The sequence below is a fragment of the Photobacterium lucens genome (assembly GCF_009873615.1).
GTDB lineage: Bacteria > Pseudomonadota > Gammaproteobacteria > Enterobacterales > Vibrionaceae > Photobacterium > Photobacterium lucens.
Genome location: NZ_SSMG01000486.1, coordinates 23957 through 40369 on the forward strand (window position 1 = coordinate 23957; position 16413 = coordinate 40369).

Here is a 16413-nt window from a genome sequence, read left to right on the forward strand (position 1 = left end):
AAAAAGATGTCGAATATCACCTAATAGCTACACTACGATTTCTCCCTGATGGATGTTTCTGATACTGCCAATAAACTCACAAGCAATATCACATTCGCTCATCACGTTTTCTATTTCAGCTAACTGTTTGTTATCGAGTTTATTTTCACCCACGATATACATGGCGTTGATCTGCTTATCTTGGAGCAGTGAAGATAGCCCTGTTAATTTGCCCGAAATATCACAAAGCACCATCACGTAGTAACCGTCATAAGCTAATTTCAATGCTTGCTGCCAGACATGATGGTTATTCATCGAGCTATAACTCATGACTAAACAAGGTGTGTTTTTCTCGACATTCACTTTAGTAAAAATAGACACAAAACACTGCACCACTACAGTGCTCCAGATACTCATGTGTAACGCTCTAAGGGGATTTTCAGTACGTGAGATATAACGTTCAATCGGCTGAAGAAACTGCTCTTCTAGCATTTTAAAAGGATAGAGTTTTACGGCTTCACGCAGTCTCTTTTCTACTTGTGATAATTTACCTTGCTCAATAAAGCTCAAGGTGTCGTCCACCAGCTCGATTTTCTCTACATCAGATTGTTGATGCTCAACCGCACCATCGAGTAACGGCTTTACTTTACCGATAGACACCCCTTTATCTAACCATGCAAGAATGTCATGGATCTTGGCGATATCATTGTCGGTATATAATCGATGCCCTTTTGGCGTTCGTTGTGGCACTAATAAGCCATAACGACGCTGCCATGCACGTAGGGTTACAGCGTTCACCCCTGTTAACTCCGATACTTCACTTATTGAATACAACTTCACTTCAACGTTCACTCTTTATCCTTGTTTAACATCATTATTTCCAGCCTTGATACCACACCAAGGTATTCTTTAATTCTTGCCAATTGACGCTAAATTCTCGTTTCGACATCACGGCTTCCATGGTACAAAACAACACTTCACCACTTTCATTAGTTTCAACATCCGTGATAATAAAATGTTTCTCTTTATTCTTTGGCTGTGCTGCTGTCCATTTGCTATTGAGCAGTTTTTTCGGACTAAGCCTATTCATGCTGACCTCTATCACCTTGCTAAATTTACCCTCACAATTTGCCCTTAACACTGCCTTATAATGAATAACGCAACAGTAGCTTTTCAGGGTATGGTGCTAAATACGCTTGCTGTGATAAATACTCATCGGGGTTTACAGTAAGGTGATGATTAATTAAGGTTAGTGGCGCAACCAGTGGTAACAAACCTTCACGATAACGCATGATCACATCACGCAATTCAGCCTTTTGTTGCTTATCTAAATCACGCTTAAAGTAACCTTGAATGTGCATCAGTACATTGGTGTTATTTTTACGGCTGGCACGTTTCTTCAGTGCATCCATAAATTGCTGACGATAAGTTAAGAAGAACTCTATCAGATCCTCCCATTCATGGATTTTAGAAACTAAACGCCCTAACTCTCGGTAAGAGGCTTGGTGATGTGCCATAAGACAGAGTTTATAGCGTGAATGGAATTTGATGATTTTGTCACGAGTAATACCACCTTCTACTGAGCGATATAAATCATCAAGGGCATAGACACGGAAAATGAAGTTTTCACGCAATACTGGATCGCATAAACGTCCATCTTCTTCTACTGGTAGCCACGGCATAGATTCCATCAGCTGTTGCGTGTAAATCCCTATCGATCCCCCGGGAATGGTATTACCGTTTTTCATATACAGTTTCACCCGCTCCATGCCGCAAGAAGGTGATTTAGCACATACCACATAGCCACGTAACCACTCAAAACTAGGAATAATCGCATCAGCAAATGTCTTCATTTTCTCGGTATGATCGATACTGTCATCTTTGCTATCAACAAGACGTACTTCAATGCCGTTATCTTGTAATCTGATCACTGAACGAGGAACAGGCATCCCTATCGCCATTTCAGGACAAACAGCTCTAAAATCAAAATACTCGCTGAGATCTTCAGCCACAAAACGATTACGTTTATGCCCACCATCAAAGCGAACCTTTTCACCTAATACACATGCGCTAATACCAACAGGGATGCCCATACCGCCTCCAGACTTGTACAATTTTTTAATCTTGTACAATTACTGTAGACAATATTTTAAAGTTGTACAAGATTAAAATTATGTACAACTTTGTTTTTCAATACGCTAAATAAAAGTAGATACTTGGCATTACGGCAAACGACAAGCATAAAAAAAGCGACGATAATCGCCGCTTGATTTTAAATATAGTTGATAACTATCAGTTAGTTAGACCAACGTTCTTGACGCCACTCTTGTTGCTGTTCTTCGGTTAAAAACGTCCACGCCACAATACGAGAAATCTTCTGACCTTGTGACATTTCAATGGTTTTTACATCCGCTGCTTGCGCTTGTTGTAGCTGTTGGTAAATCGCAGGTAGGTTTTCTTTTTTAGACACTAACGTTGTAAACCAGAAACATTGACCAGCATGTTCAGCACTTTGTTTGATCATTTTTTGAATAAATGCGGCTTCCCCCCCCGGACACCAAAGCTCGGCTTTTTGACCACCAAAGTTTAATACAGGTTTAGCTTGTGCATTAAAGTTAGTTTGGCGTGGCTTTTGTTTCTTGTTGGCATTGGCTGCTAAGTTACGCACTTTACGCTCTGATCCTGCTGTCGCTTCTTCTAACGAGGCATGGAATGGTGGATTACAAAGCGTGAAATCAAACACTTCATCTGCATTGATCATGCCCGTGAAGATGTTATCGGCATTTTTCTGTAAACGCAGTTTGATATTGCCTTTGAGGCTGGGGTTTGCATCTGCGATAAATTTAGCTGATTTAATGGAGATAGGATCAATATCTGCACCAACAAACTGCCAACCATACACACGATGACCAATAATCGGATACACACAGTTCGCACCCACACCCACATCTAAACCACGTACAGCTTTACCTTGCGGAATGGTATTACCATTAGATTCAGCCAATAAGTCTGCAATATAGTGTAAGTAGTCTGCACGACCAGGAATTGGTGGACATAAGAAACCTGCTGGAATATCCCAGTAATTCACCTTGTAGAAATGACTCAATAAAGCTTTATTTAAGGCTTTTACCGCCGCAGGATCTGAGAAATTAACAGAAAGATCACCATAAGAATTTTCACTAACATGCTGAGCTAATTCTGGTGTCGATTGAATTAACTTGGCAAAGTCATAACGCTCACGATGTGGGTTACGTGGGTGTAAACCTTTTTTAGGCTGTGCGTTTTTCTTTTGGCTCATCTTTTTGCTACTCGCAGAATGGATCTTATCAAAGCGCAGCATTGTACATGGTTATGCGTCATATACTTAGTATTAAAGGTGTTAACTGACTAAATTACCCACGGTTCATGGCTTTAATTACTCACTTTTCGCATCATTCTGCTTATTCACTTCTTGCTTCACCTTCAATTTCGCCATTTCCAGTACATCTTCCCCGCTTAATTTATCAATCAAATTGATCGGCAATGGAAATACAATAGTGGATGTTCGCTCGTTTGCCACTTCCGTCAGGGTTTGGAAATAACGTAGCTGAATCGCATTCGGTGATTTGTTTAGCTCTTTGGCTGCTTCTTGCAATTTAGCTGATGCTTCAAGCTCACCTGTAGCATGAATGACCTTGGCTCGACGAGAACGTTCAGCTTCAGCTTGTCTTGCTAATGCTCTTACCATGCTGTCATCGAGATCAACATGTTTGATTTCCACATTGGCGATTTTGATCCCCCAATTATCGGTATGCTGATCTAAGATCCCTTGTAGATCACGGTTAAGCTCTTCACGAGCTGACAGTAATTCATCAAGTTCATGTTGCCCTAGCACTGAGCGCAAGGTGGTTTGAGATAGCTGGCTAGTGGCTTCGAAGTAATTCTCGACATTGATAATCGCCATCTTGGGATCAACGACTTTAAAGTACACCACAGCATTAACATGCACTGATACATTATCTTTAGTAATTAAATCTTGAGTCGGGACATCAAGCACAATGGTACGTAAATCAACACGCACCATTTGTTGAATGATCGGCACAATAATAACCAGTCCCGGCCCTTTGACTTCATAGAAACGCCCTAGTAGAAACACCACGGCTCTTTCATATTCTCGCAAAATCTTAAACATGCTAAAGATCAGCGCCACCACGAACACAACGATGACCGCAAGTGAATAAGTGATCATACTTATCTCCTTTTAAGCGTATTAAGTAGCTCTATAGATTAAGGATCGATTTCAAGCCATAAGCCTCTGACTCCCGTTACAATCACCTTATCGCCCTTGTGAAAAACACCAGTGCTGGTGGCTTGCCACATTTCACCCGCCACAAAAACATGGTATTTACCTGCTTCATTATCGACATACATCACTGTGGCTTGCTGACCAATTAAGGTATTTATCCCTGTTGTGACAGGTCGTTTACGAGATTTCACCAACATGGCAATAATGACGAAGAAAAACAGTGCAGAGACAACGGTGAAACCAATGATTAACGGTGCAGCGATTTGATAACCGGGTAAATCAGTATCCATTAACATCACCGATCCCAATGCAAATGAGGCGATGCCCCCGAGCCCTAAAATACCGAAACTTGGACTAAAGGCTTCCGCTACCATCAACATGACACCAAGAATAATCAGTGCTAATCCAGCATAGCTAATCGGTAACATTTGCAATGAATACATCGCTAACACAAAGCAAATCCCACCTAATACACCGGGTAAACCAACACCTGGGCTATAAAACTCAAGTAGTAAGCCGTACATACCAATTAGCATTAAGATGTAAGCAACATTAGGGTTAGTTAGCACTGAGAGTAATTTGAATCGCCAGTCTTGTTCACGCTCAACAAAACTGACATTTGTTAATTCAATCGGTGTTTCCACACCATTGAGTTTGACCATTCTGCCATTAGCTTTCTCTATGACTTGCTCTCGGTTTTGGGCAATGAAATCAATCACGTTTTCTTTAAGTGCGGTTTGTGCATCAATGCTGGCAGCCTCTCGTACTGCTTTAATTGCCCATTCAGGATTACGATTGTGTAATTTCGCTAAGCTTTCAATATAAGCCGCAGCATCATTGATGACTTTACTTTCCATTGCAGAAGGATTGCTTGTTGCAGGCGTTGGCTCTTTATCGTTTTCAGCACTGTTTTGCTTCTCTTCGCTATCTGGCTGTTTGTTTTGAGGCTTATCAGAAGCATTGGTTGGTTTATCCTCATCATTTCCTGACAACGGATTACTACCAGCTTTACCACCACCAATAGAAACAGGTGTCGCAGCACCTAAGTTTGTCCCATCAGCCATGGTCGCTATATGGCTTGCCAACAGAATATAAGTTCCTGCACTGGCGGCTCTTGAACCTGCAGGACCGACCCATGTTGTGATAGGTACTGGCGAGACAGTTATCGCCTGAATGATTTGTCTCATCGACGTATCAAGCCCACCGGGCGTATCAACTTGTAGGATGATCATTGCAGCATTGTTGTTTTGTGCTTCGGTAATTTCTCTAGTGACATAATCGCTGGTGGCAGGACCAATCCCGCCTTCAATGCCAATCACCCACACCTCTTGCTGTGTTTGAGCAACCGCACTAAAACCCAATAGCATGACGCACAGAAATAAGAATCGAATAATCGTTTTCATCGCTTCACCCACCACTGTCATGAATAAAAGCTGAAACTATTAATACTGATACAAACAGCAGTTAATACTTTAACTATACGAGCTGTAAGGAGATTTGGTTTTCTTAAATATGAAGAGCAGCCTTAGATACGATGCGTTAGATGCAAACGTCAAAATAGAAGAAAAGGCTTATACCCAAGTCACCTCAAGGTACTGGGTATATACTTAATAATAAAAACAATAAGGATAGATCTATGTCCAATAAGACGTTAACGCTATTCCCCGTTTCAGCCCGTTCTATCTCATGCCTTATCAGGCTACTTTTGGCGTTAACATACTTATGCTATGGGATCTCTTCATCATTAGCGGCACAAGAGCAGACAACTGCAAACTCCCCCCAAATAATGCAAGCCACAGTAACGAATGAAGCCAATAAAAAGGAACTGCTCATTGGCACTTATTTATGTCCGCCTTTTGTTATGCAAGATCAATTCGGGGAATACACAGGGTTAAGTGTTCTGCTATGGCAGCAAATAGCTGAGAAATTACAGTTGCCCTATCGTTTTCAAAATTACCCACTGAAAGAGTTATTACAAGCCGTTGCTAATAAAGAGGTAGATATTGGGCTATCTTGCTTATCGATAACCCCTGAGCGTGAGGAAATCATCGATTTTTCCCATTCTTTTTATGAAACTCACTTGGCTATCGTGGTGAAATCTGCAGGTTATTTCGATACGTTCAAAAGTATTATTACCAACCGACATTTGCTGACGATCATTGGTATTTTCTTCACCGCAGCCACTTTAGTCGGAGGGTTGTACTATTTGTTAGAGCATCGAGTAAACGATAAGCTTTACTCTATGCGCTCTCGCCCTGCACAACTCATTGAAGGCTTTATTCTTGGCCTACTATTTATCACCAAAGGGCCATTTAATTACTATGAATTTAAAACCTTAACAGGACGAGTTTTAACCGTTTGCCTTGCGGTATTTACCACACTTTTTATTGCCAGTATTACCGCTGTATTAGCTAGTACTTTTACCGTTGGTTTGATCAGTAATGACATTAAAAGCCCTCATGATTTAGTCAATGTCACTACAGGAGCAAAAACAGCCTCTACTTCATCTCAGTTTCTCACCCGTCATAGCATTGCTCATCGTCAATACGATACGGTTCCAGATATGCTTGATGCATTAGACAAAGGCGAAATTGAAGCGGCTGTTGGTGATGATGCGATAGTGAAATACCGCATAAAAATAGCAAAAGAGAAAGGAAAATACGAAAAGCTTAACGTGTTGCCATACCAGTTTGAAAAACAAAACTACGGTATCGCTTTAACTGAAAAAAGCCCGTATGAAGAGTCGATAAATCGAGAGTTATTACAGTTTAGACAAACCAATGAATGGCGAAATGCTTTATTAGAGTATTTTAAAATCAAATAGATAAAAGAGAGTAAAGAGAGCCACGCTATATTCCAAATAATCATCACTTTTGAAATATAGCGTTTTAACTTCTAGCGAGCCTTAAATAACTTACCTAATTGGCTCAGTTTTGACGGATGATACGACCAACAATGATCGAACATTTCAAGCAATTCTGGATTACCATACTTCGACAAATTCACCGCATGAAAACGGTTCTTTTGCGCTTTTAACTTCTCTACTCGCGTCAGCATTTCATCAGGTTGGCTTGGTGCAATAAAGTCAGATAACACCACCAAATCCGCGTTTTTATATTTACCGTCACTCATTAAATCAATGGATTGATCAAGCACAGGTCCCAAGTCCGTACCACCGTGGAATGAGTAAGATAAGAAGTTAACCACTTCACTCAAGCCATCTTGCTTGGTCAGCTCGTAAGTGATTTGCTGAGTAGAGAACATGATCACGTAGCAATCGCGCTCATCCGCTAACGCAATCTGCATTAAACCGTAAGCTAAAGCTTTAGCACAATTCTCAGGAAAACCCGACATTGAGCCTGATGCATCAATACAAACGATAAATGGTCCTTTATCTTGATCAACACGCTTGGTTTGTCGTTTAAAAGCTTTAACCTTACGCAGTTTTCGCTGAGTCCCCTGCATCCGATAATTCATTAAGCGTTTATCAGCTAAGTGTTTATAAAACACCACTTCAAGCTCAGGGTATGCCAAGAACATCGCTTCGTTGGGTAGCAGTTTGGCAAGATCATCACTTTCATGAATACCGACGATATCATCAGTGACATTGTCACTTACCTCTTCCACCAGCTTAAATTCGTCAGCTTTAACCCGCTCTTTATTAGGATCATCTACCTCACTCGCCATTCGCCCTAACTTCTCTGCAATGTCTTGCAAGCCATTATTCTTTTTCAAGAACTTGGCTATTTTCTTCATTACATCAACATCGGTTTGGGTCAGTTTGGCTTTTGCCATATCCCATAAACGCCCTGCTTTGGTTTCATCACCAGCTTCGGTAACTTCTTCCATTTGCTTTAATGTTTCAATACGCTGATACATATCTCTCAGCAAAGCTTCTTTATGCTCTTCAATCTCTGATTCTTGCGCTTCAGTTAAAGCATGAGCAATATACTCATACCATTTATTACAGAAGAATCGTTGGAACATCGGGTTATGTTTTTGATGCTCTTTTGCGACAAGGCTTTTTGCTTTGAAGTAAAACGAAGATTGCCCTTCAAGTTTTTTTACTAACTCGTCAGCATGTTCGATGAAATAGTCTTGATCCCACTTACAGGCTTGCTGATACAGTTCAATCTCGTCATGAAACCGCTCTTCCACTGTCCCTTTTGCGGTTTGCCGGATCATCTGTCCACGCCATTTCATAACTTGGTTTTTCATGGCGGTTTTAATGCCAGGACTTTGCTCTGCTGCCATTAATAGTTGCGGTCTTACCATGACCTCGTGTACAGCACTATCAATGATGCCCGACTCAGCGAGCATCATTGCAAAGTTTAATCCTTCAGAGACTGGCATACGCTATTCTCCTCTTTCCATGCTTAATATCAGCTTGGCTTGTTCTATTGTTACTAAACACACTGATTATCAAACACTATTTAGCAAAATATTCAGAAAGATGGTTTATGCGGAAAGCACTTTTCTCAACTAAGCCTTTAAGCTCAGTTACTTTATCTGCTGCATCACTGATACTTTGTTCAATTAGCGCAGGAAATGAATCATTAATAAAGTTATGTGGTAGTGCACCGTGGAACTGGGAGCGACACTTCATGATGTTATGCTCAGCATCCACAATCTTCGCCATTGCGCTATCTACAGCTTGCTGCCATGTTTGTTGCATGCTCTCAGTAATGCCTTTATTACCCGCTATCCCTACCAGTACAGCACGATTGGCAATATCTTTGATGGTTAAGCGATTCTGCGCATCAATTTCAAACTGTAAACGACACAGATGGGTATTCTTATTAACAAAACCGTAGATATCACATTTACCGGTGCGGATCTTCTTATCAAATTCATCACCATCCACATAAACCCAACGGCTATCGCCCGGCTCTTGCTCCGATACTGATGGGTTCTGTTGCAGCATCACTAATTTGATCATGCGTGGGTTGTTATTCACATTGAAACGCGCTGCTGTGGCAAAGCTATACTTAAACCACTCTTTACGCATGGTGCTTTCTTTCGTGAAGGTAATCGCAAGTTTATCTGCTACATCATCGTTAATAGTATTGATGATGGTTTCTGCTTCATTGGCATCTAACGCAGATTCTTTTTGATTAAACGCATACTCAGCCGCAAACTTATTAACGATATTACAGATCACGTTACGCGATTCTGGGCTATGCCATAAACAATCTTGTAGCAGTAATAAATCAAGTGGGTTGATTTCATCTCTACCATTAAAGAAAGCGCTGGCTTTTAATAAGCGTACTGATTTCTTCCAGCGACGATCGGAAATATAAAGCTCATTGTCGCTATCAATCACATCAGCTTGATCCACTTTATTTTCAACCATGGATTTCAATTGATAGATCTGCTCAAAAATCGCTTCACTTAACTGGACATCGTCAATGTGCTGCTGCCAGTTGATGTATTCTTCATCTTTAATCGTAAGGCTTGGATCGATTTCTTGTAATGTCGGTCCTTCACCCATTAGCATGGCTTTGAAGTTTTTCTTCTCTTGAATACGGTTTACAAACACACGAACCAACATACGATCGTACAGCGCATCTAAACCGCTATCTTCATCTGGTAATTCATTCGATGCTGTGATCAACAAGCGCATCGGCACAGGCAGCACATCTTGACCATTTTTGAATGTGCGTTCATTCACCACAGTTAATAAGGTATTAAGAATAGCAGGACCGGCTTTCCAAATTTCATCAAGGAAAACTACTTGCGCTGTTGGTAAATAGCCATCCGTTAATCGTACATATTTACCGTTATCTTTTAATTCCTGAATAGATAGAGGACCGAATACTTCTTCAGGCGTTGAGAAACGCGTCATCAAGTAATCAAAGAATTTACTGTCATCAAAAGCTTGGATAAGACGTTTCGCAATTAAACTTTTAGCAATACCAGGAGGACCTAGTAGAAAAACACTTTCCCCTGCTAATGCAGCTAGCAAACACAGCTTTATCACTTCTTCGCGTTCGTAAACGCCATTTGAAAGCCCTTTGATCAGTTTTTGAATACGTTCAGATAAAATTGCTTTATTCGGAGTTGTTGCTGTTGTTGCCATTGTGAGCATAAAACCAACCTTGTTTGTAAACCCTACTTACGCTTTAACTGCGTCTATATCACTGAGAGCATACGCTCTACTTTTAATGTTATATCTATAAAACGACTTTATCATTGTAACAAGTTGATTCAAAATTTTATCTTGTAATCACTCACTTATTAGCCATATAGATTCATGTGCTTAACGTTTTTTAGTGACTATTCCTAGCTTAAATTTGACTTTATACCTCTTTCTATAGCGGTGTCTTATTCACAAGATTGTCACAATATTGAAATAAGATACAGCGCGAAATAATTAAGCTCATGGAGTAAAAAATGCTTAAAACAATAATTAGTCTGCTGACATTAGGGCTATGTGTCACTTCAGCAACTGTACAAGCTAAAGAAACAGTTACTGTTGCAGGATCGACTTCAGTTAGCCACATAATGGATGTGCTAGCTGATACCTATTCATTAACCCACCAAAACACAACAATTGCGATCCAAGGAACAGGTTCGACCGCTGGAATCACTGCTGTAAAACAAGGTGCAGCTGAAATTGGCATGAGCTCTCGTATTATTGAACCATCAGAGCTTGACGGTAACTACAAAACCGTCACCATTGCTCACGATGGTATCGCGCTAGTAGTGAATAAAGATAACCCTGTATCTAACTTAACTCGCCAACAAGTAATTGATATTTATCAAGGAAAAATCACTAACTGGAAATCAATTAACGGTAATGACTTAGACATGGCTGTTGTTAGCCGTGAAAACGCCTCAGGATCACGCTTTTCGTTTGAACACTTTATGGGGTTAACCAAGAAAGTTTCTGAATTTACCGTTTCAGACATCAGCCCACGTGTTTTAGTGGTAAGCACTAATGGCATGGTAAAAAGCTTAGTTTCTCGTAATAAACATGCGATTGGCTATGTCTCTCTAGGATCTGTCGATGATTCTGTTAAAGCAATTTCTTACGATAGTGTTTTCCCAACCATTGAAAAAATCGAGTCAGGTGAATACAAAATTGCTCGCCCATTTCTACTGATGTTCAAAGAGAACAAATTAGATAAAGGCGCGCAGCAATTCATTAAATTCGTTTTATCAAATCAAGCGCAAACCATTATTCGTGATAAGGGTTATGTCTCTATTGATGAGAAAGCATAAAAGCGCAGTGAGTCGCTAACTAATAAAATAAAAGGCGGACAGCGATGACACTCAGTCAGCTGTTCGCCTTTTTATTGTTATTGATAGATACCCAAACTACTTCACAACAGGGTAACACTCGTTAGCACCCCATTCCGTCCATGAACCATCATAAACGGTTAGTACGTTACGACCGACACGATGTGCAGCCAACGCTAAAATACAAGCGGTAATGCCGGAACCACAGCTAAAAATCAAACGCTGATCGGGACGAGAAATACCATCAAACTTGGTTTGAATATCGGCTAATTCAATAAAATGTCCATCATTAAGCAATTCTGCAAAAGGCAAGTTCTTCGCATTAGGCATATGACCACTGCGGATCCCTGCTCGTGGTTCTTTTACTGAACCAAGAAAACGGGCTCTTGGGCGAGCATCAATGACAGCAACACTATCATCTGCCAATAACTGATTTAAACCATCAGCATCAATTACCCACTCAGGCTGTAGCTCTGCATTAAAGGCTGTTGGCATAATAGTAGGTAATTCGCCTGACTCAGTGTTATAACCAGCTGCAATCCAAGCTGGTAGACCACCATCCAGTACAGAAACTTTATTGTGCCCCATCGCTTTAAACATCCACCAGCCACGTGCTGATGAAAACATGCCTAAACTATCGTAAACCACGACATGGGTATTATTACTGATCCCTAGCTTGCTAACTTCACTAGCAAATTGCTCAGCCGATGGCAGCATATGAGGTAAATCAGTATTAGGTGCAGCTAGCCTTTCATTAATATCAAAAAAGCGAGCACCTTGAATACGCTTATCAATAAGCTCTTGCTCTGCGTTACGATCAACGCCTGGCATAAACGAGCTAGCATCTAATACAATAAGATCTTGCTGTGCGTCACTCGCATGTGCTTGATTTTCTAATGCTTGGTGTAACCATTGTACCGAGACTAAATCTTCATGCTGATTAGGTAACGACATTGCTGATCCTTATTATCTTTAAATAACTAACTCGTTTATTTTACTACTTAATCAACAGTTTGTACTAACACAGACAAACCATCACTTTGCCAATCATTGTTTTCAGCCATGCTAACAATGTCATCATGGTTATATAGTGTACCGTCATAGACTACAACGATACTGCTATCACCAGATTGCAAGAAATGCGTTTCACCATAAGGAGTGTAGCGTGTGGCACCAATACTGATAATGGCTTGTTTCGGATGATCAGCAACATTCAATAATGCTTTAATATTTTCTGTTGGACCAACATCTTGCTGACAATTCATACGCTCAACAACCCAATCAAGCAACTTCTGGTGGAAGTAGCTATAACCAATAACAGGGCTATCTTCACCATAGGTGTGCAACTGACCGTTATGTTGATGGAAACTGGCGATACGGTAACGATCTAAAATGCCATCTAGCTCAAACGTATCAATATCAATCAGAGTTTGTGAAATTCCCTTACTGTTCGTACCCCAGTTCTTTTTCTCACTAATTTTGTTCGCATTAGGCTTACGAATAGAACAATCGTTATAAGCGGCAAATTGACGTGGAATTAAAGCTGCAACGTTAATATCGCCATCAATAGATTGTGTATATTCGATATCACAAATCAACGCCACTTCTGGTTCAATTTGCAGGTTATCAGCATCATTGGGTGGCGTAATGTTAGTTGACGATAATGGATATACAGTTAGAAATGAATCGACATTAGAAGGCAGATAAAAAGGAAAAATCGCTTTGGGTTGAACCGCTTCTTTTACTTCAACCTTTAAGAAATCAGCCGCTTCCCCAGCTTGCTCAAGATGGCCCGCAAAATTGCCAGCAACCCCGAAACCAATACAAGACTTAAACATATCTCATCCATTAAATAATAAAATTATCGATATTTTAAAGGCTTCAACACATCGAAACTGTAATCAATCTTGCATTATATGTATCAAAATTAATACAAATTCACTTTTATGCGATCAATATCTTATATAACGTCATTTTATTGACGATTATAGCTACGCTTAAAGAAACATCAGTTCAAGGCGGAGCTGCATATGACAGTACAATTTGGGGTAAAATTCATCTTCTGCACGTTTTTCCTTTTTATTGGTTCTTATTCCTTCGCATATACTCATTCTCAACCTGTAGCCAAAGCCATAAATGGCACTGGAGTAACACAGTATGCCCCTCTACTAATGCCGTGGCAGGCTGCATTGAAACAAAAAAATTATGACAGCGTCAGCTGTGGTGCTGTAGTGATCAGTGAATATTGGTTATTGACTGCCGCGCACTGTAATACTTCCGATATTGATGATGTTGTAATTGCAGGTACCAGCTTAATTGAAGACGGTAACTTCAATATCTTAGACGAGCGCTTCTTTTTTAATGTCGTTAAGCGGATCAGTCATCCTGACTATAATGAAAAAAATTTCCTGAATGATATTGCGATAATTCGTGTCGAACGCTCTCTATTTGATGTGGCACAGCCGATTAAAATCGTAACCCACGATGAGCAGATAATGGCTGATCTTAACTTCGATAATTCATGGACAACAAATGCCGATTCCCCCGTCACAGCAATTGCTTCTGGCTGGGGAGACACATTAGAAGAAGGATACCCAACTACATTACAATTAATTACTTTAGCGGGTGTGCCCGATGATCAGTGTGTCGGGCTTAATATTGACGATCAATACATGGTTTGTGCAGATTCTAATATTAACGGCCTGATCAAAGATGTATGTAGTGGCGATTCTGGTGGCCCACTTATTTGGCAAAATGCACAAGCGATTGCTAATAGTGATTTAGGGATCAGACTTATCGGTGTCACGAGCAACGGCGCCAAATGCTCATCACGAAGCAGTAACCCTGAAAATCAATACAATCAACTGACGGGTCAATATACCCAAGTTTCTACTTATCGCACTTGGATCGAAAATCAAATTCAAGCATATGACAACAACCCTGATTTCTCCCTCGATGATGACTCTCTACAACCAAACATACTAGTTGATCCCTTCTCTGTTGCGAAAGAAGACTCTATCAATAGAGACACTGCACAAGCAGTTGTCACTGTTGCAGCAGAACAAAATGGTGGTGGTGCTATCACATGGTTCAGTATATTAATTGGATTAATTGCTGTAAGTTGGCGCCAAAATCAAAGCAAAAGCTATTAACCTTCGTACATGTCCAGATAGGCTTGCTCTTAGTGATCTTTTCGTGATACTAAAAGATCAGTTTATAAACATTTAGTTACTATAAGCGCACGCATTTTGCGAGCCTTTATATTGGACATCGAAATGGATTTTTTCCCAGTATTTCTCAAATTAAGCCATAAAAAAGTGCTTGTTATTGGTGGTGGTGAAGTGGCTTGCCGTAAGGTTGATTTACTTCTTAAAGCCAATGCTAATATCACTCTTGTTTCACCACAATTACACCCACATCTTGCCGCGCTTTTGGAAAATGGGCAATTTACTTACATCCAAGCAGAATACGACAAATCGCAAATTACAGATTTTGATCAGGTTTGGGCTACAACGGATATTAAAGCCCTTAACCATCAGGTTTATCATGACGCTAATGCATTACAAATTTGGACCAACGTCGTTGATGATCCTGATTTTTGTGACTTCATTACACCATCCATGATTGATCGCTCACCCATTCAAGTTGCGGTATCGAGTGGTGGCGCATCCCCAGTTCTGGTGCGCTATATTCGTGAACAACTGGAAACTCAACTTCCACAAAACCTCAGCTTACTTGCTAGTTTTTCAGGTCAGCAACGTGGGCGTATTAAGCAACACTATAAAACGGTTGATGAGCGTCGTAAGTTTTGGGAGCGTTTCTTCCGCTCACCTGCCGTTGAAGCAGCAACAACTACAGAACAACTGGAACAGATTTTCACTGAGTTATTAGAAAACCATGAAGATACAGGTGCGAATCTATATTTAATTGAAACAGGTAACGATCCTGAGTTGTTAACAATTAAAGCATTACGTTTAATGCAACAGTCTGAATTTGTCCTTTATCCTGAAGATAAGAATGATATTTTCGTTGATCTATGCCGCCGTGATGCCGACCGAGAAAGTTATCTATACACCGAGCTTGTTGAACGAGTAGAAGCACTGCTAGCAGAAGGATTACGTGTTTGTGTATTGGCTCCTAAAGATCAGCATCGTCCAACATTGAAGAAACTTTGCACGGAACGAAATGGCATCTTTGTTCCCAGCCACGGATAAGCTAAGTACCCCTAGCTAGCTATAAAATAAAAGCCGCTGATATAACACTTAATATCAGCGGCTTTACTCAATCCAAACCGTATTAATCTGAAATAGCTTGTCGCTCAGTATCTGCAGTTTTTTTTTCGGCTAATTTAGCATGAAGCCATAAACCCGTGCTTTTCATTAAATAGCCAAACACCACGCCCAATACTAAAGATGGCACCACTAGCTGCCAATTACCATTCGCTGCAAATGTTGCACATGAACCAATGAAGGTACCGGGAATAAAAGATAACCAAGACTTTTTCGCTTGTACACACATCATAAATGCAACAATAGCAGTGACAACGTAACCGATAATATCAAGACTGACCATTGACGACAGCTTAATGATCACCATTGCCCAAAACACACCACTAAGATTAGTTGCGATGCTCAAGCCAACGCCCTTAATGCCATCACGCTGAAGAGCAAAATATGTCGTACAGCCTAGAAATCCGCCCCAGCTTAATAAGCCGAGTGATACTGCAATCCATCCCCAGATCCCAGATAAAATTCCGGTAGTTATAGCAATCGCAACAAGTACAGACATAATTTCACTCTTAACAACACCTAATATGTTGCTAAGTGTAACGTATGATTAAGAGGAATTAATCAACAAAGATCACAGAGAGCAAAAGTTATTACACTTGCAATCATTTTATATGTGAT

15 protein-coding genes are annotated in these 16413 nt (G+C 40.4%); 4 read left to right on the top strand and 11 right to left on the bottom strand.

The features are described 5' to 3' along the window. Positions 1-27 precede the first annotated feature (27 nt). The 6 genes from E5A76_RS20025 to E5A76_RS20050 form a co-directional block, all read right to left on the bottom strand. Positions 28-831: a MerR family transcriptional regulator gene (locus E5A76_RS20025; RefSeq protein WP_161120006.1), complete on the bottom strand. Its 804-nt coding sequence runs from the start codon at positions 829-831 to the stop codon at positions 28-30. Positions 832-853: 22 nt separating this feature from the next. Next, positions 854-1069 carry a TIGR02450 family Trp-rich protein gene (locus E5A76_RS20030; RefSeq protein WP_053989031.1) on the bottom strand — a complete coding sequence of 72 codons (216 nt, stop codon included), beginning with the start codon at positions 1067-1069 and terminating at the stop codon, positions 854-856. 55 nt (positions 1070-1124) lie between these two features. Next, positions 1125-2072 (bottom strand): YbgA family protein, encoded by a 948-nt coding sequence (locus E5A76_RS20035; RefSeq protein WP_161120018.1) that lies wholly within the window; start codon positions 2070-2072, stop codon positions 1125-1127. 203 nt (positions 2073-2275) lie between these two features. Continuing rightward, the gene (gene rlmF, locus E5A76_RS20040) at positions 2276-3277 is read right to left on the bottom strand and encodes a 23S rRNA (adenine(1618)-N(6))-methyltransferase RlmF (protein WP_187695709.1); all 1002 of its coding nucleotides are present in this window, start codon (positions 3275-3277) and stop codon (positions 2276-2278) included. Between the two features lie 117 nt (positions 3278-3394). After that, positions 3395-4207, bottom strand: coding sequence for a slipin family protein (locus tag E5A76_RS20045; protein ID WP_161120008.1), 813 nt, complete (start codon positions 4205-4207; stop codon positions 3395-3397). Between the two features lie 38 nt (positions 4208-4245). After that, entirely contained in the window at positions 4246-5667 is a 1422-nt protein-coding gene (locus tag E5A76_RS20050; RefSeq protein WP_161120009.1) for an NfeD family protein, read from the bottom strand. 233 nt (positions 5668-5900) lie between these two features. On the opposite strand from E5A76_RS20050, the gene E5A76_RS20055 reads away from it, so the two are divergent. Next, positions 5901-7088, top strand: a complete 1188-nt coding sequence (locus E5A76_RS20055; protein ID WP_187695710.1) for a transporter substrate-binding domain-containing protein — start codon at positions 5901-5903, stop codon at positions 7086-7088. A 71-nt stretch (positions 7089-7159) separates the two neighbouring features. On the opposite strand, the gene viaA is transcribed toward E5A76_RS20055, so the two are convergent. Both viaA and E5A76_RS20065 read right to left on the bottom strand, forming a co-directional pair. Further along, a complete protein-coding gene (gene viaA / locus E5A76_RS20060; RefSeq protein WP_161120010.1) occupies positions 7160-8617 on the bottom strand; it encodes an ATPase RavA stimulator ViaA in 1458 nt (485 codons plus the stop codon). A gap of 76 nt (positions 8618-8693) precedes the next feature. After that, entirely contained in the window at positions 8694-10352 is a 1659-nt protein-coding gene (locus E5A76_RS20065) for an ATPase RavA domain-containing protein (RefSeq protein ID WP_161120011.1), read from the bottom strand. 305 nt (positions 10353-10657) lie between these two features. Between E5A76_RS20065 and E5A76_RS20070 the strand changes: the two genes are divergently transcribed. Next, a complete protein-coding gene (locus E5A76_RS20070; RefSeq protein WP_161120012.1) occupies positions 10658-11488 on the top strand; it encodes a phosphate ABC transporter substrate-binding protein in 831 nt (276 codons plus the stop codon). A gap of 96 nt (positions 11489-11584) precedes the next feature. Here E5A76_RS20070 and E5A76_RS20075 read toward each other — a convergent pair whose 3' ends face one another. After that, complete coding sequence (locus E5A76_RS20075; RefSeq protein WP_161120013.1) at positions 11585-12460, bottom strand: sulfurtransferase; 876 nt, start codon at positions 12458-12460, stop codon at positions 11585-11587. A 47-nt stretch (positions 12461-12507) separates the two neighbouring features. Further along, positions 12508-13344 (bottom strand): DUF5718 family protein, encoded by an 837-nt coding sequence (locus E5A76_RS20080; protein WP_161120014.1) that lies wholly within the window; start codon positions 13342-13344, stop codon positions 12508-12510. A 192-nt stretch (positions 13345-13536) separates the two neighbouring features. On the opposite strand from E5A76_RS20080, the gene E5A76_RS20085 reads away from it, so the two are divergent. After that, positions 13537-14658, top strand: coding sequence for a S1 family peptidase (locus E5A76_RS20085; RefSeq protein ID WP_161120015.1), 1122 nt, complete (start codon positions 13537-13539; stop codon positions 14656-14658). Between the two features lie 123 nt (positions 14659-14781). Further along, positions 14782-15720, top strand: a complete 939-nt coding sequence (locus tag E5A76_RS20090; RefSeq protein WP_161120016.1) for a siroheme synthase — start codon at positions 14782-14784, stop codon at positions 15718-15720. Between the two features lie 82 nt (positions 15721-15802). Here E5A76_RS20090 and E5A76_RS20095 read toward each other — a convergent pair whose 3' ends face one another. Continuing rightward, entirely contained in the window at positions 15803-16294 is a 492-nt protein-coding gene (locus E5A76_RS20095; protein ID WP_107165738.1) for a DUF1097 domain-containing protein, read from the bottom strand. Positions 16295-16413 lie beyond the last annotated feature (119 nt).